Consider the following 23,700-nt stretch of genomic DNA (forward strand, 5'->3'; position numbering starts at 1 on the left):
CTTCCAACTTGGTTGTTCCGGCATCGCCTGGAATGGGCCCGCAACGGCGCGACGACGAAAGCCGCAATGCGCTCGTCGTCAGCGTCGAAGCAGGTTGCGGTGGTATTGGCTGCCGCAGAATGTGCCCGCTAGAGACCGGATCGACGCAGCATTTCTTCGGGATAACGAGCTCCCTGAATGACGATGTTGGTCTGCTCGATCTCATCGAGATCGGCCTTGTCCAAGGTGACGTTCAGCGCCCCGATATTCTCCTCGAACCGTTCGAACTTGCGTGTGCCGAACAGCGGAACAATCCAGGGCTTCTGCGCCAGCAGCCAGGCTAGCGCGACCTGGGCCGGCGTAGCACCATGCTTCTCGCCGATCTTGCCGGTCAACTCGACCAGCTTCAGGTTGGCAAGACGCGCTTCCTCGGAGAAGCGGGGGATTCCCGCCCGGATATCGGAACTGTCGAATGTGGTGTTGAGGTCGATCTTGCCGGTGAGAAATCCCTTGCCGAGAGGGCTGAAAGGCACGAGCCCGATGCCGAGCTCCTCGATCGTTGGGATGATTTCGGTTTCCGGCTCGCGGGTCCACAAGGAATATTCGCTCTGCAGCGCGGTAACCGGCTGTACCGCATGCGCCCGGCGTATCGATTGGGCACCGGCTTCCGACAGGCCGAACCACCGCACCTTGCCCTCGGCGATCAGCTCCCTGACCGTCCCGGCCACATCTTCCATCGGCACGTCCGGATCGACCCGATGCTGATAGTAGAGGTCGATGTGGTCGGTGCGCAGTCGCTTTAGGCTGCCCTCGATGGCACGGCGGATCTGCGCCGGCTTGCTGTTGACGCCACCGCGGTGCTTGCCCGTCTCCTGATCGATGTCCCAGCCGAACTTCGTAGCGATCTTGACCTTGTCGCGAACCGGAGCAAGCGCCTCGCCCACCATCTCCTCGTTCGTCCAGGGGCCGTAGACTTCAGCGGTGTCGAAGAAATCCATGCCGCGTTCGACGGCGGTGCGAAGCAGGTCGATCATCTCGGCCCGGTCGGGAAGCTCGCGGGCCTTGCCATAGCCCATGGCGCCCAGCGACAAAGCGGAGACCTCCAGGCCCTGGCCGAGTGTGCGCTTGATCACTTGCTTCTCCTTTTTTCAGGTTGATTTGAAGAGCTATCGACGACGCGCGCCGTGAGGCGATCTCATGCCGACGTCATGCGATCCGACCGCCGTCAGGGCTTTTCGTCGCGTGGTGTGATCCGGACAGTTGCCGCGCGGGCTCGGGCGCTGACCATCGGCGCGAGATACTGGCTCTTGCCGTATTTGGCGCGGTAGGCGTCGTCGATGCGATCGTTGATCGGGCCGTCGACAGGCTCGAAGCCGACGGTGCGCGTCATGCCGGCGGCAATGATCCGTCCAGCCTTCTGGTGGACCGCCGCCTGATACCAGCGGGACTTCTGACCATGGTAGCCGCGCACGTAGAGCGAGCCATCGACGACGACCTCCCAGATCCAGGTCGGGGTGCCATAGGTGGCGCCATCTTCGCGAAACGGTGCGATTTTCAGATCGTCGGCCTGATCGATTTTGCTAAGCTCGTCATCCGACCAGTTCATCGTCGCTCTCCGCTCAGTTTGGCTACAGTCGTGGTACCGCTTCCCGATCTCATGCTCTGAATATAGAGCGCGTGCCCAACCATGATTAGGCGCCGCAAATCGCATGAACCTATGAGCGTGAATCATCAATGCAGGCCGGTCGCAGGCGGAGGTTCGGCCTGCGATGCAGACCTTTTGCTCCTACGGCGCTCTGCTGGAAAGGTGGCTGAAACGCACATCCGTCATCGCTCACATCAGTAGGCGGCGTAACTCGGCGCATCGGAAAATGGTGATCGATTGCGGTTCGATCGGCATTCTGCTACGAACGGCCCGTCGAAAGAGTGCTGACCGGATGGTAGCCCGGTCGCCGTCTCAAGGGACGGCAATTCTCCCTCCAAGGGTATCCGCGACACCCGAGACCGGCTTGCCGGTCGCAAAGGTGTGTCCGCTGATAACCACGTCATCGTCGACGCACCTTCTCAACTGTTGGAAGGATGGACGACCTTGAAGCTCACAGGAAACACAATTCTCATTACTGGCGGCGCAACCGGCATCGGTTTTGCACTCGCGCGGCGCCTTTCCGAAAAGGGCAATCACGTCATCATTTGCGGTAGAAGCGAAGCCGCGCTCCGGAAGGCTCAGGAGGACGTGCCTGCGCTGATCACCCGCATTTGCGACGTTGCCAACGGCGAGAGTCGCCATTCCATGGTCGAATGGCTGAAGGCGGAGCATCCGGCACTCAACGTCGTCGTCAACAATGCCGGCGTTCAGCATCGGCGCGATTTCAATACCGATCCGGCGATCGACACTCTCGATCAGGAGGTGGCGATCAATCTTACGGCGCCGATCCATCTGATCGCCGAGCTGCTCGCCACCTTGAGGCAGCAGGAGCATGCGTTCATCATCAACGTCAGCTCGGGCCTCGCCTTTTCGCCGATGGCCGATGTGCCGGTCTATTGCGCCACGAAGGCCGCGATCCACTCCTTTACGCTCAGCCTGCGCCATCAGTTGAAATCCACAGCAATTCGGGTGATCGAGGTCGCGCCACCGATCGTCGATACCGCTCTCGGCGGTGGTACGCGCAGCCAAGGCACCGCAAGCCGCATGATGGTCTCCTCGGAAGAGTTCGCCGCCGATGCGGTGGCGCAGCTTGAAGCGGATAAGGATGAGATCCTCGTCGGCATCTCCGCGGACACGCGCCGGATGGGCGAAGCCCTGTTCGAGCGCATGAACAGCCGCTCCTGATGGGTGTGGATTGCCGTGACCGGTCGCGGCAATCCCTCCCGAAGATCGCTGCTCGGCCGCTAGATCTCCAAGCGGACGACGTCACGCCAACGATGGTGCCAGAATTTGGCACCGTGGTGGTCTAACCTGCATCGACGTGACGGAATTCAGGAAAGCCATGGTCATCAGACTTCGCGGCGACGCCGGAAATTGCCTCCGCGGATGTCCATGCGATCCTCAAGCATTCCCGTCAAACGCGGGCAGGGGAGGTCGCCTGGTCATCGGGCCGCTGGCGCTGCCCGGGCTCGCGGCGGCTGCCACTGTCACAGTCGTGCCTTTAGCAAAACAGGAAGAATGGCCCACTATGAAACGCATTCAATATCACCAGTACGGCGGCCCCGATCTGATGCGGCTCGAGGAGTTCGAACTGGCTTCGCCGGGTAAAGGACAAGTGGCGGTCAAGATCAAGTTCGCAGCGATCAATCCCATCGATTGGAAGCTGCGGGCGGGACAGATGAAGATCGTTACGGGAAGGGCTTTTCCTCGCGCAATGGGGATGGATATTTCCGGGACGGTCATTTCGGTCGGTGAAGGGGTGACGCGCTTCAAGATCGGCGATGCCGTGTTCGGTCTTGCCCGGTTCAAGGAGAGCGGGGCCCTGGGAGAGGCTGTCGTCACCAAGGACAGCTTCTTGGCCAAGAAACCCGACACCGTTTCGTTTGAGGAGGCGGCTTGTCTCGGGACGCCTGGAGCCACTGCTTGGAACGGGCTGGTCGACAAAGCGAAGCTGACTGCCGGCGAGCACGTCTTCATCAATGGCTGTACCGGTGCGGTGGGCGAAGCGGCTGTGCAGATCGCGCAGATTCTGGGCGCAAAGGTCTCGGGCAGTTGCAGCGCGGTGGCGACGGAACGGGCGCGGGGCCTCGGCGTTCAAACCGTGTTCGACTATCGGACAACTGATTTGTCGACGGTTCGCGAGCGTTTCGATGTGGTCTACGACACGGCTGCGACGATGACGGACGCCGTGGGGCTTGGGCTCTTGCGTCAGAATGGCCGGTTCGTCGACCTCAATCCCACGCCGGGAAAATTCATTCGGTCAATGTTCAACCGAAGACTGAAGGTTGTGGTGTGCACACCGAGGTCCGAGATTCTCGATAGAATCGCTCGTGCCGCCAAGGACGAAAATCTTCGCCTTCCGATCGCCGAGATCGTGCCTCTCAGCGAAGCCATTCCACTCATCACGGCTCTTGAGTCCGGACGGAAGCTCGCCGGAAAAGCCCTCGTCATGATGGAGTGAGCGTGTCACGAAGCCATCGATTATTTGACCTGATGCAAGTTCTTCGTCGTCACCGCGGAACGGTACCCGGCTTGACGCTTGCGCGAGAGCTCGGAGTTTCGCTGCGGACCATCCGTCGTGACATCGTGACGCTGCAAGCCATGGGCGCGGATATCGATGGAGAGCCCGGGGTCGGCTACATACTGCAGCCGGGCTTCCTTTTGCCGCCTCTGTCGTTCACGGAAGAAGAGATCCAGGCGCTTGTCGCTGGCGCGCAGTGGGTCAGTCGACACACGGACGATGCTTTGGTGCACGCTGTTCAAAACGCGCTTGCAAAAATCGGCGGTGTGCTTCCCCCCGACCTGCGACGGGGCTTGGACGATAATACGTTCTTTGTTGGTCGTTCTGAAAGAGGTTCATCGGTTGTTGATCTGGCGCAGGTCAGGCGAGCGATGCGCGAGCAGCGAAAGATAAGCATCACGCACAAAGATCGAAGCGGGGCCGTGTCCGAGAGGACCATATGGCCAATCATGCTGGGTTTCATTGATTCACAGCGATTTATCGCGGGTTGGTGCGAACTGCAGGGCGACTTTCGTATCTTCCAAGCTGACCACGTCATGACCGTCTGTTTCCTGGATGATCACTATCCGGGAAACCGCCGCCAACTCGTCAAGGAGTGGCGCGCTCAGGAACAGCATCCATGCAAACAGAGGGATTGCGGATAGCTGATTGTTGCCTCGGCCCCCGAATTCAACCTCGCTCTGCAGGCGGCAGCCTGCAGAGCGTTTCGAAGACTTTATAGAGATCGGAAATATTGATGGCTTATACGACTTCCTCCGACCGCCCCTTCAAGCAGAAGCGGCGAATTTGGGCCTTTTGGGCGCTGACCGTTGCCTTTGTCACCTTCCAGCTCATCGCGCATCCAAGCTTCGGATCTGAAAGCCTTTTTCTGACCCTGCTCGCTCAGTTCGGTACGTTGTTGATCGCCTTTGGCATAATCGGACGAATCTGGTCGACCATCTATATTGGAGGTCGAAAGAATTCCGCGCTTGTGACCCAGGGACCCTATTCGATCACGCGCAACCCTCTTTATCTCTTTTCGCTCTGCATGATCAGCGGCGTCTGCCTGGTGTTTGGTAGTCTGCTTTTCACCGGAATTTTCACGCTGCTCGCCTATCTTGTGTTCAGATATACGGCGAAGCGGGAGGCCATATATTTGTCTCACCTCTTCGCCGAGCCATACGCGGAATACGCTCGGCGCACACCATTGTTCTGGCCCAATTTCTCCAATTTTGAGTGGGGGCAGGCTCCGGTGATTTCCAACCGGGCGCTGCTGGTGACATCAAGAGATTCTCTCTTCACCATCGCCATGATCCCATTTTCCGAACTGGTCGAATACCTTCGAGAAAGCGGCTTTCTAACCATGGCAATCGTTGTTCCTTGATCGCGCCGAGCGTACGTCGAAGCCCGGGACGCGCTCACGGTTGTCGTCGGCGTGCCCAGGCAGCCCCTTGTGTCCGCACGTTAGAGTTTTTGTGCGGCACGCAGCACAGGCTGGCACCGCCGCGTCCGCTTGGCGCGGCCCGCAACCTCGGTCCGAAAATGCGCATATCGGCGAAAAGGTTCCAGGAAAACAACCGCATTCCCCCATGCCGGAAGCCTTGATGCGGCGCGCCGGCTCTTTCCAAATCGACAGGTCGCACTAGCTTAACGGGGACGTGACGAAAAGGAGAAAACCATGACCGACGCACCGAATACGGCGACCCCGGCGCGAAGAGTGTTGCGGGGCCGCCCCTACAGCATCGGCGAATTTGCCAGAAAATACCGGTTGGACGACAAGGAGGCAAAACGCCTCTACGACAAGTTCGGCCCGTCGGCCACCGAACTCGACCTGTTGATGGCAGCAAAGCGGCGCCCGCCGGGCCTGCCGACCAATCTCGACGCCTGAAGGCGCTCTATGAGGATCCGAACCGGAAGCTGCCTTTGCGGGGCGGTGGCCTACAGGGTGGAGGGCGAGCCGTTGCGCACCGGTCTCTGCCACTGCGCCGATTGCCGCAAATCGAGTGGCTCCGCCTTCACCTTCTTCGCGGTCTGGCCGCGCCAGGCTTTTTCCCATAACGGGGAGATCGCCACATTCGCCGGCCGCAGCTTCTGCCCCGTCTGCGGCGGCAGGCTTTTCTGCCTTAGGGATGATGAGGCGGAAGTCCGCCTGGGCTCGCTCGACACTCCGCCAACCGACTTTGCGCCTAGCTATGAGGTCTGGATCAAGCGGCGTGAACCGTGGCTGCATCCTTTGCCGGACGCGGGCCAATTTGCCGAGGATGCGAACTGACGGACGCTTGCTCATCGAAAACTTGACTTTCCTTACCAATATTTCATTTCACCCATCCGCAATTCCGTGCCAGTTCGGCGGCAACGCTAATCGCCGGTTCATCTGCGTTGTGATTATTTCGCCGCAGAGGCCGCAAGCGGCCACTGACTGATTGAGGACGACATGAACAAAATCGTAAGCGGCAGCGAAACCGGAGCAAAGACAGGCGCAGCGTCCGCTCTCGCCGCGGTCCTTGCTGCATCGGGACGGCAGGGCAAGCGCAGCCGCTGGCGCGGACGCCTGCTCATCCTGCTGATCCTCATCGTTGCCGCAGCCGTCGCCGCTTATTTCTATATGGGTCGTGGGCAAGGCGAAGTGAGCTATGCCACCCAGCCGGCAAAACGCGGTGACCTGACGGTGCTCGTCACCGCCACCGGCTCGGTACAGCCGACCGAGCAGGTGGATATATCGAGCGAGCTTTCCGGCACGGTTCGCGACGTCAATGTCGATTACAACAGCACGGTCAAATCAGGCGAAGTGCTCGCTCTCCTCGATACCAACAAGCTCGAGGCGGATGTGAAGAGCTCGCGCGCCAAGCTCAATTCGGCCAAGGCGAACGTCGTCAAGGCCAATGCCGATATGCAATCGGCAGGCACCTCGCTCGAGCGGCTGAAAAGTCTGGTCAGGAGCAACGTCTCCACCCAGCAGAGCCTCGACGACGCCAGCTACAAATATGATTCCGCCGTCGCCGCCAAACAGATCAACGAGGCCGAGGTCCTGGCCTCGGAGGCCGACCTGCAGCTTGCCGAGGTCAATCTCGCCAAGGCAAAGATCATCTCGCCGATCGACGGCGTCATCCTCACCCGTTCGGTCAATCCGGGCGCCACAGTCGCAGCCTCGCTTTCGGCCCCGATCCTTTTCACCATCGCCGGCGATTTGAAGAAGATGGAGCTGCAGGTTGATGTCGACGAGGCCGATGTCGGCCAGATCGCCGTCGGCCAGAAGGCGAAATTCACGGTCGACGCCTATCCCGACCGGACCTTTCCCGCCGAGATCGAGCAGATCCGCTTCGCCTCCGAAGTGGTCAACAATGTCGTGACCTATAAGGCGGTCTTGTCTGTCGACAATGCCGACCTGCTGTTGCGCCCCGGCATGACGGCGACGGCCGATGTCACCGTCGAGGCCATCAAGGACACGCTGATGGTGTCGAACGCCGCGCTGCGCTACGCCCCGGCGCAGGCGGAAAGGCGCGGCCGCGGCATTTTCGGCATCTTTGGCCCGCCACGCCAGCGCAACAACAATGCCGGCCCGGCGCTGAAGGGCGCTGAGCGCCGTGTCTGGGTGCTGCGCAACGGCCGGCCAGTGCCTGTCGTCATCCAGGTCGGCTCATCCGACGGCCAGTTCACCCAGGTCGTCTCCGGCGACATCAAGCAAGACGACGCACTGGTGACCGACGCCACGGCGCGTGCGAACTAGGCGGAGAGACGGATGGCAAGCCCGCCGCTCATCGAATTCAGACAGGTCTCGAAAATTTACGGCGAGGGCGAGGCGGCGATCCGCGCGCTCGACCATGTCGACCTTGCGATCAACGCCCATGAATTCGTCGCGATCATGGGGCCATCAGGCTCCGGCAAGTCGACGGCGATGAACATTCTCGGCTGCCTCGATGTGCCGAGTGCCGGCGACTACATCTTCGAAGGCATTCCGACCAGCGGCTTCGACCGCAGCCAGCTGACGCTGCTGCGCCGACACATGCTCGGCTTCGTGTTCCAGGGCTTCAACCTCCTGTCGCGCACCTCGGCCGTCGAAAATGTCGAGCTGCCGCTGATCTATCGCGGCATGGCGGTGCGCGAGCGGCGCGAACGGGCCCGCGAAGCCTTGGCGCTGGTCGGCCTGACCGGGCGCGAGCATCACAAGACACAGGAACTGTCAGGCGGCCAGCAGCAGCGCGTCGCCATCGCCCGCGCCATCGTTACCGAGCCGGCGCTGCTGCTCGCCGATGAGCCCACCGGCAATCTCGACACGAAGACCAGCGTCGAGATCATGGATCTGATGACGCGGCTGAACCGCGAGCAGGGCATCACCATCGTCATGGTAACCCACGAGCCCGATATCGCCGCCTATGCCCAGCGGCTGCTGCGTTTCGTCGACGGCAAGCTGGAGACGGAAGTCGAGCATCGGAGGAGGGCGGATCATGTTCTTTGAGACGCTGAAGCTAGCGCTGCGGGCCATCAGCCGCAACATGCTGCGCTCGTTCCTGACCGTGCTCGGCGTCGTCATCGGCGTTGCCGCCGTCATTGCGCTGGTGACGATCGGCAACGGCACGACCGCGCAGGTCTCGACCGAGCTGTCGCGGCTCGGCACCAACATGCTGTTCGTCCGTCCCGGCCAGTTCGGCCCCGGCCGGGCGAGTTCCGAGGCCAAGCGCTTCAGCGTCAAGGACGTTGCGGCGATCCGCGACCAGATCGGCGGGCTCAGGGCAGTGGCGCCGCTCAACCAGTCGACGGCGACGGTGATTTTCGGCGGCCAGAACCATTCGACCAGCGTCTCCGGCACCACCAACGATTATTTCATCGCACAGGATTGGAACTTGGCACTCGGCCGTAATTTCCTGCCCGCAGAGGAACGCGGCCAGGCGCGCTGCATCATCGGCGAAACGGTGCGCTCACAGCTCTTCGGCAGTGCCGACCCCACGGGCCAGCAGATCCGCGTCGGCAAAGTCTCATGCCCCGTCATCGGCGTACTCGCCAAGCGCGGCCAGTCCGGCATGGGCAACGACCAGGACGATGTCGTCATCATGCCGGTCAAGGTGTTCCAACGGCGCATCAGCGGCAGCAGCAACGTGCCGCAGATCATCATCTCAGCGCGCGACGGCGTGTCGACCGCCAAGGTGCAGTCCGATGTAGAAAATCTCCTGCGCGAGCGCCGCAAGATCGTGCCCGGCCGCCAGGACGATTTCAACGTCAACGACATGACGCAGATCGCCGAGGCGATGACCGGCACGACGACGCTGCTAACCGGCCTGCTCGGCGCCGTCGCGGCGATCAGCCTGCTCGTCGGCGGCATCGGCATCATGAACATCATGCTGGTCTCCGTTACCGAACGAACCCGCGAGATCGGCATTCGTCTCGCGATCGGCGCGCTCGAAAGCCAGGTGCTGACCCAGTTCCTGGTCGAAGCGGTGGCGCTGTCGCTGTTCGGCGGCATCACCGGCATCGTGCTTGGCCTGAGCCTCGGCTTCGGCGCCGTGACGCTGCTGAAGGTGCCCTTCGTCTTCAGCCCCCTGATGGTTGCCGTCGCTTTTCTTTTCTCCGCGGCGATCGGCATGATCTTCGGCTATTTTCCGGCGAGAAGGGCCGCGCAGTTGAACCCCATCGAGGCGCTCAGGCACGAATAATGCGTCATGGCAAAACGCATGATGTCTCTCTACTCCTATTAATCGAACGCAACCGCTATCGGAGGTCAGCATCATGCCGCTCAACAGGCTGGTGATCTATGCTGGGAATGTCGTGGAAACGGCGCGCTTTTATGAGAAGCACTTCGGTTTCAAGGCGACCAGCCTGCCGGGCGACAGGATCGTTGAACTGGTCGCTCAGGACGGCGGTGCGAATATCATGCTGCACCAGGCCGCCAAGGGCCAGCGGAGCGGCCAATCCACCGTCAAGCTCGTCTTCGACGTGGAGGACGTCGAGGCTTTTTGCAGGCAATGCGCGGAAAATGGCCTGGAGTTCGGTGCCATCCATAACGCCGATGGCTATCAGTTCGCCAATGCAAAAGACCCATGTCAAAATTCGATCTCGGTTTCCAGCCGGGCGTTCCGCAAGGAGTGATCGAGGGAAGGTGCCGGCCTGAGGAAACAGCCGACGCGGTTTGCCTCTGTAGGCGAGGGCGAGTTTGGCGAGAAAGGCAACCGCACTCTCCGTCCTCCTCGGCCTTGAGCCGAGGATCCATGCCGCGGCTGCTGATGGATGCGTGGTGGATGCTCGGCTCAAGGCCGGTACGACAGAGAGTGGGGTGGTCGGCAGGAGCCATTCACGGCATAGACGCCCGTGCCGGCAATGCCATTCGCCGATTTTCGGCAACCTCGCCTATGTTATCTATCTGTCTCTATTCTGATATTTCAATGCCGACTTGTCTTCGGTTTTTAGCCGTGTCACTATGTGATATATCAGACTTGACGACGGAGCTCCATATTGCAGACGTCTCAGAGCCATCTTGCCTATCTCGCGCTGGAGCATCTGATCGTGACGCTGGCGTTGAAGCCCGGCGCGCTTGTCACTGAAAAGCAGCTGATCGATATGGCGGGCCATGGGCGGACACCGGTGCGCGAGGCGATCCAGAAGCTCGCCTGGCAGGGGCTGATCCTGGTCAAGCCGCGCGTCGGGTTGCAGATCGCCGAGATCGCGGCTGAGGATCATGGCAATGTCATGCAGGTGCGCCGCGAACTGGAGCCGATCGCGGCAAGCCTTGTTGCTGAACATGCGAGCGACGAGCAGCGCGCGCGCCTCGTCGATTGCGCCCGCGCGATGGAGGAATGCGCCGTCACCGGCGATCTCGCCGGCTTCTTCGCCGCCGACAAGGCCTTCGACGAAATCCTCGAGGATGCCTGCCCGAACGGCTTCATCACGGCAGCACTCGGCCCGGTGCAGACCCATTCACGTCGCCTCTGGTACTCCAAGGCAAGCCCGGAGCGCATGGATCGCGCCATCGCGCTACACGTCGCCGTCATCCGCGCCATCCATCAGGGCAGGCGGGATGAAGCACGCGTCACCATGGCGGTGCTGATCGATTACCTCAGCCAGACATAGAAACGGCTCCGTTTCCGGAGCCGCTACAGGTCTGATTGTCAGAAATGTTTTAGCCGACGAAAGCGCGCTCGATGACGAATTCGGCGGGCTTGCTGTTGGCGCCTTCATCGAGACCGGCCTTCTCGAGCAGTTCCTTGGTATCCTTCAGCATGGCCGAGGAACCGCAGATCATGCCGCGGTCGATCACCGGGTCGAGCGGCGGCACACCGAGATCGGTGAACAGCTTGCCGGAAGAGATCAGGTCGGTGATGCGGCCGCGATATTCGAAATCCTCGCGCGTGACTGTGGGATAGTGGCGCAGCTTGTCGCCGACGACCTCCTTCAGCAACTCGTCGTTCTGGATCTCGTGCACGAGGTCGAAGCCGTATTTCAGCTCGGCGACATCGCGTGTCGTATGAGTGAGGATGACTTCCTCGAACTTCTCATAGGTCTCGGGATCGCGGATCAGGCTGGCGAAAGGCGCAATGCCCGTTCCCGTCGAGAACATGTAGAGACGACGGCCGGGCGTCAGCGCATCGAGCACCAGCGTGCCCGTCGGCTTCTTGCGCATCAGCACCTGGTCGCCCGGCTTGATCGCCTGCAGATGGGAAGTGAGCGGGCCGTCCGGCACCTTGATCGAGAAGAATTCAAGCTCTTCGGCCCAGGCGGGACTGGCGATCGAATAGGCGCGGAACACCGGCTTGCCCTCGACCATCAGGCCGATCATCGCGAATTCGCCGGAACGAAAACGGAAGCCCTGCGGCCGGGTCATCGTGAAGCGGAAGAGCCGGTCGGTATAGTGCGTGACATCGAGCACCGTCTCGGCATAGACGCCGGCGGGGATGGACAAGGCGAAGTCTTCGGTCTTTGCAGGCGCGTTCATTTCGGTAGCGGATCCCGTTTCGTCGGATGAACAGTCGTATGCGAGCGAGATATTACAAATCCGGCCAGAATTAAAGGCATTCCATTCCACGCGACGCTTCTAAAGGGAAATATGCATGTCATTGTCAGGATTCAATGGGGAGCAGGGGGGCAGGCGGAGAATGTCGTATTTCCCGCTGGCGAAGCCCGGCAAAGGATGCATATTAGAGCAGCACGCCGGAAACGGATGCCGGTTTTCGGCAAAAACGGTGCGACAACAAAGACCTACGGCGTCGAACCCGATTCAGCAACAGGGTCCGGCGATGGTAGCGAAAAAAAAGATGCTTGCCGGGGCGAGCGCGATAGGGCGGTCGGGGGAATATGAAGATTTTCAACTACAAGCGTGTTCCTTATGCGGAGATGCGTGCCTTTTCCGTCCATATCCTGACGGCATCCGGCTCTTTCCTTGCCTTTCTCGGCGTCGTCGCCGCCGCCGAGCACCGCTTCATCGACATGTTCTGGTGGCTGGGCCTTGCCCTTCTCGTCGACGGCATAGACGGGCCGATCGCCCGCAAGGTGCGTGTCAAGGAAGTGCTGCCGAACTGGTCGGGCGATACGCTCGACAATATCATCGATTACGTTACCTATGTGCTTCTGCCGGCCTTCGCGCTCTATCAGAGCGGCATGATCGGCGAGCCCTGGTCCTTCGTCGCCGCCGGCATGATCGTCGTCTCCAGCGCCATCTACTATGCCGATATGGGCATGAAGACGGACGAGTATTTCTTCTCCGGTTTCCCCGTCGTCTGGAACATGATCGTCTTCACGCTGTTCGTCATCGATGCCAGCGCCACGACGGCGCTTACTGTTGTCATCGTTTCGGTGGTGCTGACCTTCCTGCCGATCAATTTCCTCCACCCGGTCCGGGTCAAAAGGCTGCGCCCGCTCAACCTCGGCGTCTTTTTCCTGTGGTCGGCACTCGGCATTTTTTCGCTGCTGATGCATTTCGACACACCCGAATGGGCGCTCATTCTCTTCATCGTGACCGGAGCCTATCTTTACGTCATCGGCGCGGTGCTGCAATTCTTCCCCGCCCTTGGACGCGAAACTTAGGATAGGCAGATGACCAAAACGCAGGCGGTTTCATTTTCGAGGACGGGCGGGCCGGAGGTTTTCGACTATGTCGAGATCGATCTTCCCTCGCCCTCGGCGGGCGAAGTGCAGATCAGGCAGGCGGCGGTCGGGCTTAATTTCATCGACGTCTATTTCCGCAACGGCACCTACAAGGCGCCGCATCTGCCCTTCGTCACCGGCAAGGAGGGTGCCGGCACCGTGACATCGGTCGGCCCCGGCGTCGAGGATTTCAAGGTCGGCGACCGTGTCGCCTATGCCGGCGCCGACGGCGCCTATAGCGCCGGACGCAATGTCGAGACGCGGCATCTGGTGCATGTGCCTGACGGCATAGAGCTCGAGACCGCAGCGGCGATGATGCTGAAGGGCATGACAGCCGAATATCTCTTGAACCGCACCTTCAAGGTCGGCCCGCAGACGGTCCTGCTGTTCCACGCCGCTGCCGGCGGCGTCGGCCTGATCGCCGGCCAATGGGCAAAGGCGCTCGGCGCCACCGTCATCGGCACGGCGGGCTCCGAAGACAAGATCGAGCTGGCGCTCGCCCATGGCTACGACCATGTGATCAACTACAAGAGCGACAGCTTCGTCGACCGTGTCCGCGACATCACCGGCGGCAAGGGCGTGGATGTCGTCTACGATTCGATCGGCCGGGATACTTTTCCACAGTCGCTCGATTGTCTGAAACCGCGCGGCCTTTTTGCCTCCTTCGGCCAATCTTCCGGTCCGATCGAGAATTTCACCCTTGCGGCTCTGGCGCAGAGGGGCTCGCTCTTTGCGACGCGGCCGACGCTCTTCACCTATATCGCTGCGCGTCAGGAACTGATCGACAGTGCCAAAGCGCTATTTGATATTGTGCAAAGCAACAAAGTGCGTATCAATATCAATCAAACCTATCCGCTGCGTGAGGTTGGGCAGGCTCATGCGGATCTGGAAACAAGAAAAACAACAGGAACGACGCTGCTGATTCCATGAGATCCGAACGGACCGGTTGGCAGAAGAAATGAGGGGAACGTGTCGCCATTGAATGTGCCGGATTCCGGTGCGTTATTATCGGTCCAGAAGCTGACGAAGTTCTTCGGTGGCTTTGCCGCCTGCAATGAAATCGATCTCGATATAGCGCCGGGCGAAATTCATGCGCTTCTCGGCGAAAATGGTGCAGGCAAATCCACCCTGGTGAAGATGCTGTTCGGCGTTCTCGAGCCGACGGGCGGGCATATCCTCTGGCAGGGCCAGCCGGTCGCGATCGCCTCGCCCGGTGAAGCCCGCAAGCTCGGCATCGGCATGGTCTTCCAGCATTTTTCGCTGTTCGAGGCGCTGACGGTTGCCGAAAACATCGCCCTGTCGCTCGATGACGCCATCCCGATCGACAGGATCGCCGAGGAGGCGAGGGCGCTGTCCGTCGCCTACGGCCTGCCGCTCGACCCGCATGCCCATGTCGCCGATCTCTCGGTCGGCGAGCGCCAGCGCATCGAGATCGTCCGCGCGCTGCTGCAGAACCCGAAGCTGATTATCCTCGACGAGCCGACCTCGGTGCTGACGCCGCAGGAGGCCGACAGGCTGTTCGAGACGCTGTTCAAGCTGCGCGCCGAGGGGCGTTCGGTTCTTTATATCAGCCACCGCCTGGAAGAGGTGCAGCGCATCTGCGATCGCGCCACCGTGCTGCGCCATGGCCGTGTGACCGGCGCCTGCGATCCGAAACGGGAAACGCCGGCCTCGCTCGCCCGCATGATGGTCGGCAGCGAAGTGGCGACCGTGACACATCCGGAGCGCAGCGACAGGGGCGAGGTGCAGCTTGCCGTCGCCAGTCTTTCCGTTGCCGCGCGCACCCCTTTCGCCATGGCGCTGCGCGATGTGTCGATGGCGGTGCGCTCCGGCGAAATCCTCGCCATTGCCGGTGTCGCGGGCAACGGCCAGAGCGAGCTCTTCGACGCATTGTCGGGCGAATATCCGGTCGCCTCGGCCGAGGCGATCGTCATCCGCAAGAAGCCGGTCGGCAACCAGGGCATTACCGCCCGCCGTCTTTTGGGCGCCGGCTTCGTGCCGGAGGAGCGCCACGGCCATGCCGCCGTCTCCGCCATGAAACTGTCGGACAATCTCGTCCTTGCCCGCAGCCAGTCGGACCGCAAGGCGTTTCTGGGCCTCTTCGGCATCATCCGCCAGGCTGCGGTGAAATCCGCCGCAAGGCGCATTTCCGAGGCCATGGATGTCCGCAAGAGCGGCGATGATCCGGCCGCCGGCTCGCTGTCCGGCGGGAACCTGCAGAAGTTCATCGTCGGGCGCGAGCTCGATCGCCAGCCGGCGGTGCTCGTCGTCAACCAGCCGACCTGGGGCGTCGATGCCGGGGCGGCGAGCCGCATCCGCCAGGCCTTGGTGGATCTTGCAAGAAGCGGTTCGGCCGTCGTCGTCATCAGTCAGGATCTCGACGAGATCTTCGAAGTGGCGACCGATATTGCCGTCATCTCCGAAGGTCGTCTTTCCCGTCCGTTCCCGGCGGGCGAACTGACGCGTGAAAAGATCGGCCTGCTGATGGGCGGCCTGCACGAGAGCAGCTCTGCTCCGGAGGCGCCCCATGCGCATTGAACTCGAAAAACGCCCCGACGTCTCGAAGCTCTACGCCTTCGTATCGCCGCTCTTGGCCCTTGTCCTGACGCTGGTGTTCGGCGCCATCATGTTCGCCATGCTCGGCAAGGATCCGGTCGCCGCACTGGAAGCCTTCTTCATCGAGCCGCTGCTGGAGGTCTGGTCGCTGCACGAGCTGGCGATCAAGGCCGCGCCCCTGATCCTGATCGCCGTCGGCCTGGCCGTCTGTTATCGCTCGAACAACTGGAATATCGGCGCCGAAGGCCAGTTCACCATTGGCGCCATCACCGGCTCTTACCTGCCGATCATCTTCTACGACTGGCATTCGCCGCTGGTGCTGCCGCTGATGCTGATATTGGGCGCGCTCGGCGGTGCGCTCTTCGCCGCCATTCCGGCGCTGCTGAAGGCGCATTTCAACACCAATGAGATCCTGACATCGCTGATGCTGGTCTATATCGCCCAGCTCTTCCTTGACTGGCTGATCCGCGGCGCCTGGCGCGATCCGAAGGGCTTCAACTTTCCGGTTTCGCGTGATTTCGCGCCGGAAGCAGTGCTGCCGGCGATCTGGGAAGAGTCGGGCCGCGCCCATTGGGCCTTCATCTTCGCCATCATGGCGGCGGTCGGCGCCTGGTTCATGCTGCGTTATACGCTGAAAGGCTTCGAGATCGTCGTGCTCGGCCAATCGGAGCGGGCAGGGCGCTTTGCCGGCTTCTCGTCGAAGAAGATGATCTGGTTCAGCTTTCTCTTCTCTGGCGCTCTTGCCGGCCTTGCCGGGATAGCCGAGGTCTCCGGCTCAATCGGTCACCTGCAGCCGGCGATCTCGCCGGGCTACGGCTTCACCGCCATCATCGTCGCCTTCCTCGGCCGCCTCAATCCGCTCGGCATCATCGCATCGGGCCTGGTGCTGGCGCTGACCTATCTCGGCGGCGAGGCAGCTCAGCTTTCGCTCGGCCTTTCCGACAAGGTCACCCGCGTCTTCCAGGGGCTGCTGCTCTTCTTCGTGCTGTCGTGCGATACGCTGATCTATTACAAAATCCGCCTGGTCTGGTCGCGGGTAAGGGGCAGGGCGGCATGAGCATCTTCGAAGCCATTCTGTTGACTGTCATCACCGCCTCCACGCCGCTCGTCATCGCCGCACTCGGCGAACTGGTGACCGAGCGCTCCGGCGTTCTCAATCTCGGTGTCGAGGGCATGATGATCATGGGCGCGGTCGGTGCCTTTGCCACGGCACAGCTCACCGGCTCGGCCTATATCGGCATTGTCGGCGGCGTCGTCAGCGGCGCGCTGTTTTCGCTGCTCTTCGCCTTCCTGACGTTGACGCTTGTCGCCAATCAGGTGGCGACAGGCCTTGCGATGACGATCCTTGGCCTCGGCGCCTCCGGCATGCTCGGCGAGGCCTTCGTCGGGGCGCCCGGCGTCCGGCTGCTGCCGATCGAAATCCCGCTGCTTTCGGCCATTCCCTATGTTGGAACGGTCCTCTTCAAGCAGGATCTGATCTTCTACCTGTCGATCCTGCTCGTTATCGCCGTCAACTGGTTCCTCTTCAAGAGTCGCACCGGCCTGAAGATCCGCGCCATTGGCGACAATCACGCCTCGGCGCATGCGCTCGGTATCGACGTCATCCGCATGCGCTACCTCGCCGTGATGTTCGGCGGCGCCTGCGCCGGCCTTGCCGGTGCGCAGCTGTCGCTGATCTATACGCCGCAATGGACAGAGAACATGTCAGGCGGGCGTGGCTGGATCGCGCTGGCGCTCGTCGTCTTCGCTTCCTGGCGGCCCTGGCGCCTGCTGGCCGGCGGTTATCTCTTTGGGGCGGTAACGATCCTGCAACTGCACGCGCAGGCCTTCGGCATCGGCATTCCCTCACAGTTCCTCTCGATGCTGCCCTATGCGGCGACAGTTGTGGTCCTCATCATCATCTCGCATAATCGGCGCACGACGTTGATCAATACGCCGGCCTCGCTCGGCAAAGCTTTCGTGCCGGACCGGTGAACAACAACAAATAAGACGGGTTTCGAAACTTCCAACCAACAGGGATCAATATGAAAAAACTTGCACTTGCTCTCGCAGCGACAGCTGCCCTCGTCCTGAGCATCGGTTCGGCCGCCGAGGCGGCTGACAAGACCAAGGTCTGCTTCGTTTATGTCGGCACCCGCACCGACGGCGGCTGGACGCAGGCCCATGAGAACGGCCGCCTCCAGCTCGAGAAGGAATTCGGCGACAAGATCGAGACGCCCTACCTCGAAAGCGTCCCGGAAGGCCCGGATGCCGAACGCGCGATCGAGCGCATGGCCCGCTCCGGTTGCTCGCTGATTTTCACCACGTCCTTCGGCTTCATGGACCCGACTATTGCCGTCGCCAAGAAGTTCCCGAAAGTGAAGTTCGAGCATGCGACAGGCTTCAAGGCCGCCGACAATGTCGCGACCTACAATTCCCGCTTCTATGAAGGCCGCTACATCAGTGGCATTATCGCCGGCAAGCTCTCGAAAACCGGCACGGCCGGCTATATCGCCTCCTTCCCGATCCCCGAGGTGGTGATGGGCATCAATGCCTTCGAAACTGGCGCCAAGTCGGTCAATCCGAACTTCAAGATGAAGGTTATCTGGGTCAACACCTGGTTCGACCCGGGCAAGGAAGCCGATGCCGCCAAGGCGCTGATCGACCAGGGCGTCGATATCCTCACCCAGCACACGGACACGACCGCTCCAATGCAGGTCGCCGAGCAGCGCGGCGTCAAGGCCTTCGGCCAGGCTTCCGACATGATCAAGGCTGGTCCGAACGTCCAGCTAACCGCGATCATCGACACCTGGGGCAATTATTACGTCAAGCGCGTCAAGGCGCTTCTCGACGGCACCTGGAAGTCAGAGCAGAGCTGGGATGGCCTCAAGGACGGCATCCTGACGATGGCGCCCTATACCAACATGCCCGACGACGTGAAGAAACTCGCCGAGGAGACCGAAGCCAAGATCAAATCAGGCGAACTGCATCCCTTCACCGGCCCGATCAACAAGCAGGACGGCACGCCCTGGTTGAAGGCCGGCGAGAAGGCCGATGACGGAACGCTGCTCGGCATGAACTTCTATGTCGAAGGTGTGGACGACAAGCTGCCGGGTAAATAATCCCGCAAGCCATCTCGCGGATGCGAAGAGCGCCCTTTTGGGCGCTCTTTTTTTGCTGCAATGCATCCCAAGATTCCGATTTACAAAAGTAATACTATATGATTTTTTGACCCTGCGCCGCGAGATGCGGCATTGGGAGGAAATCATGAAATTGAAGACTGCACTTTTGAGTGCCACGATTCTGGCTGCCTGCATGTTCGGTTCGGCTTCGGCCGCCGGCCTCACTGTCGGCTTCTCGCAGATCGGCTCGGAATCGGGCTGGCGTGCGGCTGAAACGACCGTGACCAAGGAACAGGCCAAGAAGCGCGGCATCGATCTGAAGTTTGCCGATGCGCAGCAGAAGCAGGAAAACCAGATCAAGGCTCTGCGCTCCTTCATTGCTCAGGGCGTCGATGCCATTCTCATTGCTCCGGTCGTCGAAACCGGCTGGGACGACGTTCTCAAGGAAGCCAAGGAAGCCGAAATCCCGGTCATCCTTCTCGACCGTACCATCAAGGCTCCCGACGATCTCTACCTGACGGCGGTGACGTCGGATCTGGTCCATGAAGGCAAGGTCGCAGGCGACTTCCTGGTCAAGACCGTCGGCGACAAGAAGTGCAATGTCGTCGAGCTTCAGGGCACCACCGGTTCGTCGCCGGCCATCGCCCGCAAGAAGGGCTTCGAGGAGGCTCTTGCCGGCCACGACAACCTCAAGATCGTTCGCAGCCAGACCGGTGACTTCACCCGCACCAAGGGCAAGGAAGTCATGGAAAGCTTCCTGAAGGCCGAGAATGGCGGCAAGGATATCTGCGCTCTCTACGCCCATAACGACGACATGGCTGTCGGCGCCATCCAGGCGATCAAGGAAGCCGGCCTGAAGCCCGGCAAGGATATCCTCGTCGTCTCCATCGACGCCGTGCCCGATATCTTCAAGGCCATGTCCGAAGGCGAGGCCAATGCCACGGTCGAGCTGACGCCGAATATGGCAGGTCCGGCCTTCGATGCGCTCGAAGCCTATCTGAAGGACAAGAAGGCTCCGGCCAAGTGGATCCAGACCGAGTCGAAGCTCTACACGCCGGCCGACGAGCCGATGAAGGTCTACGAAGAGAAGAAGGGTCAGGGCTACTGATCTGATGTGACACCGCTGCATATTCCTTAAATCGGCATTCGATTTCTGGATAAAATCATGCGGCAATTCAAAGCGCTACAGCGTCCTCTATGCCTCTCGAAAAGACGAGGCGGCGCTGTAGAACCGCACCGGCCCGTCATGGACCGGTGCGGAACAGCCTTTGCCGCCTTGGGACGTCATGTCCGGCCGCGGCGCGGCTTTTGGCGTCAATATCAGGAAAACAGACCCTTATGATTCACGATTTCGAGAACGTTCTCGCGGCTTCCGGAATATCGAAATTCTTTCCCGGCGCAGTGGCGCTGGACAAGGTCGATTTCACGCTCCGCAGAGGCGAGGTGCATGCGTTGCTGGGCGAAAACGGCGCCGGCAAGTCGACGCTGATCAAGTGCATCACCGGCGCCTATCATCGTGACGAGGGCAGCCTGACGCTGGACGGCCAGGAAATCAATCCGGCCAATACGCTCGCCGCCCAGAAGCTCGGCATCGGCACGGTCTACCAGGAGGTCAACCTGCTGGCCAATCTGAGCATTGCCGAAAATCTCTTTCTCGGCCGCCAGCCGAGGCGCTTCGGCATGACCGACGTGCGTGCGATGAACCGCAAGGCACGCGACCTGCTCTCCGGCTACGGCGTCGATATCGACGTCACCGCCGAACTCGGCCGTTTCTCCGTCGCCGTCCAGCAGGTGGTTGCCATCGCCCGTGCCGTCGATCTCTCCGGCAAGGTGCTGATCCTCGACGAGCCCACCGCAAGTCTCGACAATCAGGAAGTGGCGCTGCTCTTCCGCATCATCGACGACCTCAAGAAGCGCGGCCTGGGCATCGTCTTCATCACCCATTTTCTCGAGCAGGTCTATGCGATCAGCGACCGTATCACCGTGCTGCGCAACGGCAAGCTGGTCGGCACCCGCGACGCCGCCGATCTGCCGCGCCAGGGCTTGATCGCCATGATGCTCGGCCGCGAACTGGCGCATGTCGAAGAGACCGTCAGGGAACGCAGCCTTGCGGCCGGAGACGTCCGATACCGTTTTGCAGGCTACGGCAAACGCGGCAAGGTCAAACCATTCGACCTTGAGGTGCGCGCCGGAGAGGTTGTCGGCGTCGCCGGGTTGCTCGGTTCCGGGCGCACCGAAACCGCCGAACTGCTCTTCGGCATCGAGCATGCCGACAGCGGCAGCGCCACGATCGACGGCCAGCCCGCGACGATTTCTAGCCCGCGCGCGGCGATCGCAAAAGGCTTCGGCTTTTGCCCCGAGGACCGCAAGACCGATGGCATCATCGGCGACCTGTCGATCAGGGAGAACATCGCACTGGCGCTGCAGGCCCGCCGCGGCTGGACGCGGCCGCTGTCGCGCGCCGAGCAGAATACGCTTGCCGACCGCTACATCAAGGCGCTCGATATCCGCACCACCGATCGCGAGAAGCCGATCCGGCTACTGTCAGGCGGCAATCAGCAAAAGGCGATCCTCGCCCGCTGGCTGGCAACCAATCCGAAGTTCCTGATCCTCGACGAGCCGACCCGCGGCATCGATGTCGGCGCCCATGCCGAGATCATCCGGCTCATCGAAGAACTCTGCGCCGGCGGCATGTCGCTGATCGTGATTTCCTCGGAACTTGAAGAGCTTGTCGCCTATAGTTCACGTGTCATCGTATTGCGCGACAGGCAGCATATCGCCGAACTGACAGGCGAGCGTATCACCGCTGCCGGCATCGTCGAAGCCATTGCCGCCGCCGAACACAAGATGGAGGATGCATGAGGTCCTCGCTGAAAGCGCTGGCATATCGCCTGGCGCCGCAATTGATTGCGCTCGTTGTCATTCTTCTGTTGAATTTCATCACGTCGCCGCAGTTTTTTAATGTCGTGGTTCAGAATGACCGCCTCTATGGCAGCCTGATCGACGTGCTGAACCGTGGCGCGCCGGTGGCGCTGCTGGCGATCGGCATGACGCTGGTCATCGCCACCAAGGGCATCGACCTGTCCGTCGGTGCGGTCATCGCGATCTGCGGCGCCGTTGCCGCTTCGTCGATTGTGTCAGGAAATTCAGTTGCTTATACTATTATCCTGACACTTGCGATCGGGCTTGCCTGCGGCGTCTGGAACGGGTTCCTGGTGGCAGTCCTCAATATCCAGCCGATCATCGCCACGCTGGTGCTGATGGTCGCCGGCCGCGGCATCGCCCAGCTGATCACCGAAGGTGCCATCCTGACCTTCAACGATGATGGGCTGACCTTCTTCGGCAGCGGTTCGCTGGCTCTCCTGCCGATGCCTGTCGTCATCTGGTTCCTCGTCGGCTTGCTCGTCATCCTGCTCGTCCGCCGCACGGCGCTCGGCATGCTGATCGAGGCCGTCGGCATCAATCGCCGCGCCAGCACGCTCTCCGGCATTCAAACGCCGGTGCTGCTGATGGCGGTCTATATGCTGAGCGGGATCTGCGCCTCGATTGCGGGCATCATCGTCGCAGCCGACATCAAGGGCGCCGATGCCAACAATGCCGGCCTCTGGCTGGAACTCGACGCGATCCTCGCCGTCGTCGTCGGTGGCAATTCGCTGCTCGGCGGCCGCTTCAGCATTCTCGGATCGCTGATCGGCGCAATGATCATCCAGGCGGTGAATACCGGCATCCTGTCCGCCGGCTTCCCGCCTGAATTCAACCTGATCATCAAGGCCGTCATCATTATCGTCATCCTCGTCATCCAGTCGCCGGCGGTACAATCGCTCGCCATCTTCGCCAGCCGCCGGCAGGGCGGTAGGGAGCAGCCGAAATGAACTCCAAATACCTGCCGCTGCTTGCGACCATCGTCATCTTCGTGCTCGCCTATGCCGGCTGCGCGCTGCAATATCCGAACATTCTGTCGACGCGCGTCATCGGCAATTTATTGACCGACAACGCCTTTCTCGGCATCGCCGCCGTCGGCATGACCTTCGTCATCATTTCGGGCGGCATCGATCTGTCGATCGGCTCGGTCATCGCCTTTACCGGCGTCTTTCTCGCGGTGATCCTGCAGAACACTTCGATCCATCCGCTGCTCGCCTTCGCGCTGGTGCTCGTCATCACCACTGCCTTTGGCGGTATCATGGGCGCGATCATCCACTATCTCGAAATGCCGGCCTTCATCGTCACCCTTGCCGGCATGTTCCTGGCGCGCGGCATGGCCTTCGTGCTCTCGATCGACAGCATCCCGATCAACCACGAATATTATTCGACGCTGACGAGCCTCTATTATCGTCTGCCCGGCGGCGGGCGGCTGACGCTGATCGGCGGCATCATGCTTCTGGTCTTTGCCGTCGGCATCTTCATCGCCCAGCGCACCCGCTTCGGCACCAATGTCTATGCGCTTGGCGGCGGTACGCAGACGGCGCGGCTGATGGGCGTGCCGGTTGGCCGCACGACAATCCAGATCTATGCACTGTCAGGCTTTCTGGCGGGTCTATCCGGGATCGTTTTTTCGCTGTACACCTCTGCCGGATATTCTCTTGCAGCGGTCGGCGTCGAACTCGATGCCATCGCAGCGGTCGTCATCGGAGGGACGCTGCTGACCGGAGGAGCGGGATTCGTGGCGGGAACCTTGATCGGTATCCTGATCCAGGGGCTCATTCAGACCTACATCACCTTCGACGGCACGCTGTCGAGCTGGTGGACCAAGATCCTGATTGGCCTTCTGCTGTTTGCATTCATCCTGATGCAGAAAGCCATCCTGTTCGTTTCCAGTCTGAACAAGAGGTACGCCTGAGGGGGAGACGGAT

24 protein-coding genes are annotated in these 23,700 nt (G+C 61.1%); 21 read left to right on the plus strand and 3 right to left on the minus strand.

The features are described from left to right. Positions 1 to 128: 128 nt before the first annotated feature. Together RL_RS12160 and RL_RS12165 are read right to left on the minus strand one after the other, a co-directional pair. Entirely contained in the window at positions 129 to 1,112 is a 984-nt protein-coding gene (locus RL_RS12160; protein WP_011651931.1) for an aldo/keto reductase, read from the minus strand. 92 nt (positions 1,113 to 1,204) lie between these two features. Continuing rightward, positions 1,205 to 1,585, minus strand: coding sequence for a DUF2255 family protein (locus RL_RS12165; RefSeq protein ID WP_011651932.1), 381 nt, complete (start codon positions 1,583 to 1,585; stop codon positions 1,205 to 1,207). A gap of 483 nt (positions 1,586 to 2,068) precedes the next feature. Between RL_RS12165 and RL_RS12170 the strand changes: the two genes are divergently transcribed. The 11 genes from RL_RS12170 (at position 2,069) to RL_RS12220 (ending at position 11,183) form a co-directional block, all read left to right on the plus strand. Further along, the gene (locus RL_RS12170) at positions 2,069 to 2,809 is read left to right on the plus strand and encodes an SDR family oxidoreductase (RefSeq protein ID WP_011651933.1); all 741 of its coding nucleotides are present in this window, start codon (positions 2,069 to 2,071) and stop codon (positions 2,807 to 2,809) included. 343 nt (positions 2,810 to 3,152) lie between these two features. Then, the gene (locus tag RL_RS12175; protein WP_011651934.1) at positions 3,153 to 4,085 is read left to right on the plus strand and encodes an NAD(P)-dependent alcohol dehydrogenase; all 933 of its coding nucleotides are present in this window, start codon (positions 3,153 to 3,155) and stop codon (positions 4,083 to 4,085) included. Then, positions 4,082 to 4,789 (plus strand): helix-turn-helix transcriptional regulator, encoded by a 708-nt coding sequence (locus tag RL_RS12180; RefSeq protein ID WP_011651935.1) that lies wholly within the window; start codon positions 4,082 to 4,084, stop codon positions 4,787 to 4,789. The genes RL_RS12175 and RL_RS12180 overlap by 4 nt, the downstream gene beginning before the upstream one ends. A gap of 92 nt (positions 4,790 to 4,881) precedes the next feature. After that, the gene (locus RL_RS12185; RefSeq protein WP_011651936.1) at positions 4,882 to 5,508 is read left to right on the plus strand and encodes a methyltransferase family protein; all 627 of its coding nucleotides are present in this window, start codon (positions 4,882 to 4,884) and stop codon (positions 5,506 to 5,508) included. A 294-nt stretch (positions 5,509 to 5,802) separates the two neighbouring features. Then, a complete protein-coding gene (locus tag RL_RS12190) occupies positions 5,803 to 6,012 on the plus strand; it encodes a hypothetical protein (protein WP_003539563.1) in 210 nt (69 codons plus the stop codon). A 9-nt stretch (positions 6,013 to 6,021) separates the two neighbouring features. Beyond that, complete coding sequence (locus tag RL_RS12195) at positions 6,022 to 6,396, plus strand: GFA family protein (RefSeq protein ID WP_011651937.1); 375 nt, start codon at positions 6,022 to 6,024, stop codon at positions 6,394 to 6,396. A 162-nt stretch (positions 6,397 to 6,558) separates the two neighbouring features. Continuing rightward, positions 6,559 to 7,851 (plus strand): efflux RND transporter periplasmic adaptor subunit, encoded by a 1,293-nt coding sequence (locus tag RL_RS12200; RefSeq protein WP_011651938.1) that lies wholly within the window; start codon positions 6,559 to 6,561, stop codon positions 7,849 to 7,851. Between the two features lie 12 nt (positions 7,852 to 7,863). Then, positions 7,864 to 8,580: an ABC transporter ATP-binding protein gene (locus RL_RS12205; RefSeq protein WP_003539566.1), complete on the plus strand. Its 717-nt coding sequence runs from the start codon at positions 7,864 to 7,866 to the stop codon at positions 8,578 to 8,580. Further along, complete coding sequence (locus RL_RS12210; protein WP_011651939.1) at positions 8,570 to 9,772, plus strand: ABC transporter permease; 1,203 nt, start codon at positions 8,570 to 8,572, stop codon at positions 9,770 to 9,772. The genes RL_RS12205 and RL_RS12210 overlap by 11 nt, the downstream gene beginning before the upstream one ends. 73 nt (positions 9,773 to 9,845) lie before the next feature. Continuing rightward, a complete protein-coding gene (locus RL_RS12215; RefSeq protein ID WP_011651940.1) occupies positions 9,846 to 10,205 on the plus strand; it encodes a VOC family protein in 360 nt (119 codons plus the stop codon). 363 nt (positions 10,206 to 10,568) lie between these two features. Then, the gene (locus RL_RS12220) at positions 10,569 to 11,183 is read left to right on the plus strand and encodes a GntR family transcriptional regulator (RefSeq protein ID WP_011651941.1); all 615 of its coding nucleotides are present in this window, start codon (positions 10,569 to 10,571) and stop codon (positions 11,181 to 11,183) included. Positions 11,184 to 11,232: 49 nt separating this feature from the next. Here RL_RS12220 and RL_RS12225 read toward each other — a convergent pair whose 3' ends face one another. Then, a complete protein-coding gene (locus RL_RS12225) occupies positions 11,233 to 12,045 on the minus strand; it encodes a ferredoxin--NADP reductase (protein WP_003539571.1) in 813 nt (270 codons plus the stop codon). Positions 12,046 to 12,404: 359 nt separating this feature from the next. On the opposite strand from RL_RS12225, the gene pcsA reads away from it, so the two are divergent. From pcsA to yjfF, 10 genes are all read left to right on the plus strand, one after another. Continuing rightward, on the plus strand, positions 12,405 to 13,133 hold the full coding sequence (gene pcsA / locus RL_RS12230; protein WP_011651942.1) for a phosphatidylcholine synthase: 729 nt from the start codon (positions 12,405 to 12,407) through the stop codon (positions 13,131 to 13,133). Positions 13,134 to 13,142: 9 nt separating this feature from the next. Continuing rightward, positions 13,143 to 14,123 carry a quinone oxidoreductase family protein gene (locus RL_RS12235; protein WP_011651943.1) on the plus strand — a complete coding sequence of 327 codons (981 nt, stop codon included), beginning with the start codon at positions 13,143 to 13,145 and terminating at the stop codon, positions 14,121 to 14,123. A 39-nt stretch (positions 14,124 to 14,162) separates the two neighbouring features. Next, the gene (locus RL_RS12240; protein WP_011651944.1) at positions 14,163 to 15,731 is read left to right on the plus strand and encodes an ABC transporter ATP-binding protein; all 1,569 of its coding nucleotides are present in this window, start codon (positions 14,163 to 14,165) and stop codon (positions 15,729 to 15,731) included. Then, entirely contained in the window at positions 15,721 to 16,806 is a 1,086-nt protein-coding gene (locus RL_RS12245) for an ABC transporter permease (RefSeq protein WP_011651945.1), read from the plus strand. The genes RL_RS12240 and RL_RS12245 overlap by 11 nt, the downstream gene beginning before the upstream one ends. After that, on the plus strand, positions 16,803 to 17,723 hold the full coding sequence (locus tag RL_RS12250; protein ID WP_011651946.1) for an ABC transporter permease: 921 nt from the start codon (positions 16,803 to 16,805) through the stop codon (positions 17,721 to 17,723). Before RL_RS12245 ends, RL_RS12250 begins: the two co-directional genes overlap by 4 nt. Before the next feature lie 50 nt (positions 17,724 to 17,773). Continuing rightward, complete coding sequence (locus tag RL_RS12255; protein WP_011651947.1) at positions 17,774 to 18,850, plus strand: BMP family ABC transporter substrate-binding protein; 1,077 nt, start codon at positions 17,774 to 17,776, stop codon at positions 18,848 to 18,850. A gap of 145 nt (positions 18,851 to 18,995) precedes the next feature. Beyond that, positions 18,996 to 19,958 carry a galactofuranose ABC transporter, galactofuranose-binding protein YtfQ gene (ytfQ, locus tag RL_RS12260; RefSeq protein WP_003539585.1) on the plus strand — a complete coding sequence of 321 codons (963 nt, stop codon included), beginning with the start codon at positions 18,996 to 18,998 and terminating at the stop codon, positions 19,956 to 19,958. Between the two features lie 230 nt (positions 19,959 to 20,188). Continuing rightward, the gene (gene ytfR / locus RL_RS12265) at positions 20,189 to 21,712 is read left to right on the plus strand and encodes a galactofuranose ABC transporter, ATP-binding protein YtfR (protein WP_011651948.1); all 1,524 of its coding nucleotides are present in this window, start codon (positions 20,189 to 20,191) and stop codon (positions 21,710 to 21,712) included. Beyond that, the gene (locus tag RL_RS12270; RefSeq protein ID WP_003539589.1) at positions 21,709 to 22,722 is read left to right on the plus strand and encodes an ABC transporter permease; all 1,014 of its coding nucleotides are present in this window, start codon (positions 21,709 to 21,711) and stop codon (positions 22,720 to 22,722) included. The genes ytfR and RL_RS12270 overlap by 4 nt, the downstream gene beginning before the upstream one ends. Further along, complete coding sequence (yjfF, locus tag RL_RS12275; RefSeq protein WP_011651949.1) at positions 22,719 to 23,687, plus strand: galactofuranose ABC transporter, permease protein YjfF; 969 nt, start codon at positions 22,719 to 22,721, stop codon at positions 23,685 to 23,687. Before RL_RS12270 ends, yjfF begins: the two co-directional genes overlap by 4 nt. Positions 23,688 to 23,700: the final 13 nt, after the last annotated feature.

It is taken from the genome of Rhizobium johnstonii 3841 (assembly GCF_000009265.1).
Lineage (GTDB): Bacteria > Pseudomonadota > Alphaproteobacteria > Rhizobiales > Rhizobiaceae > Rhizobium > Rhizobium acaciae.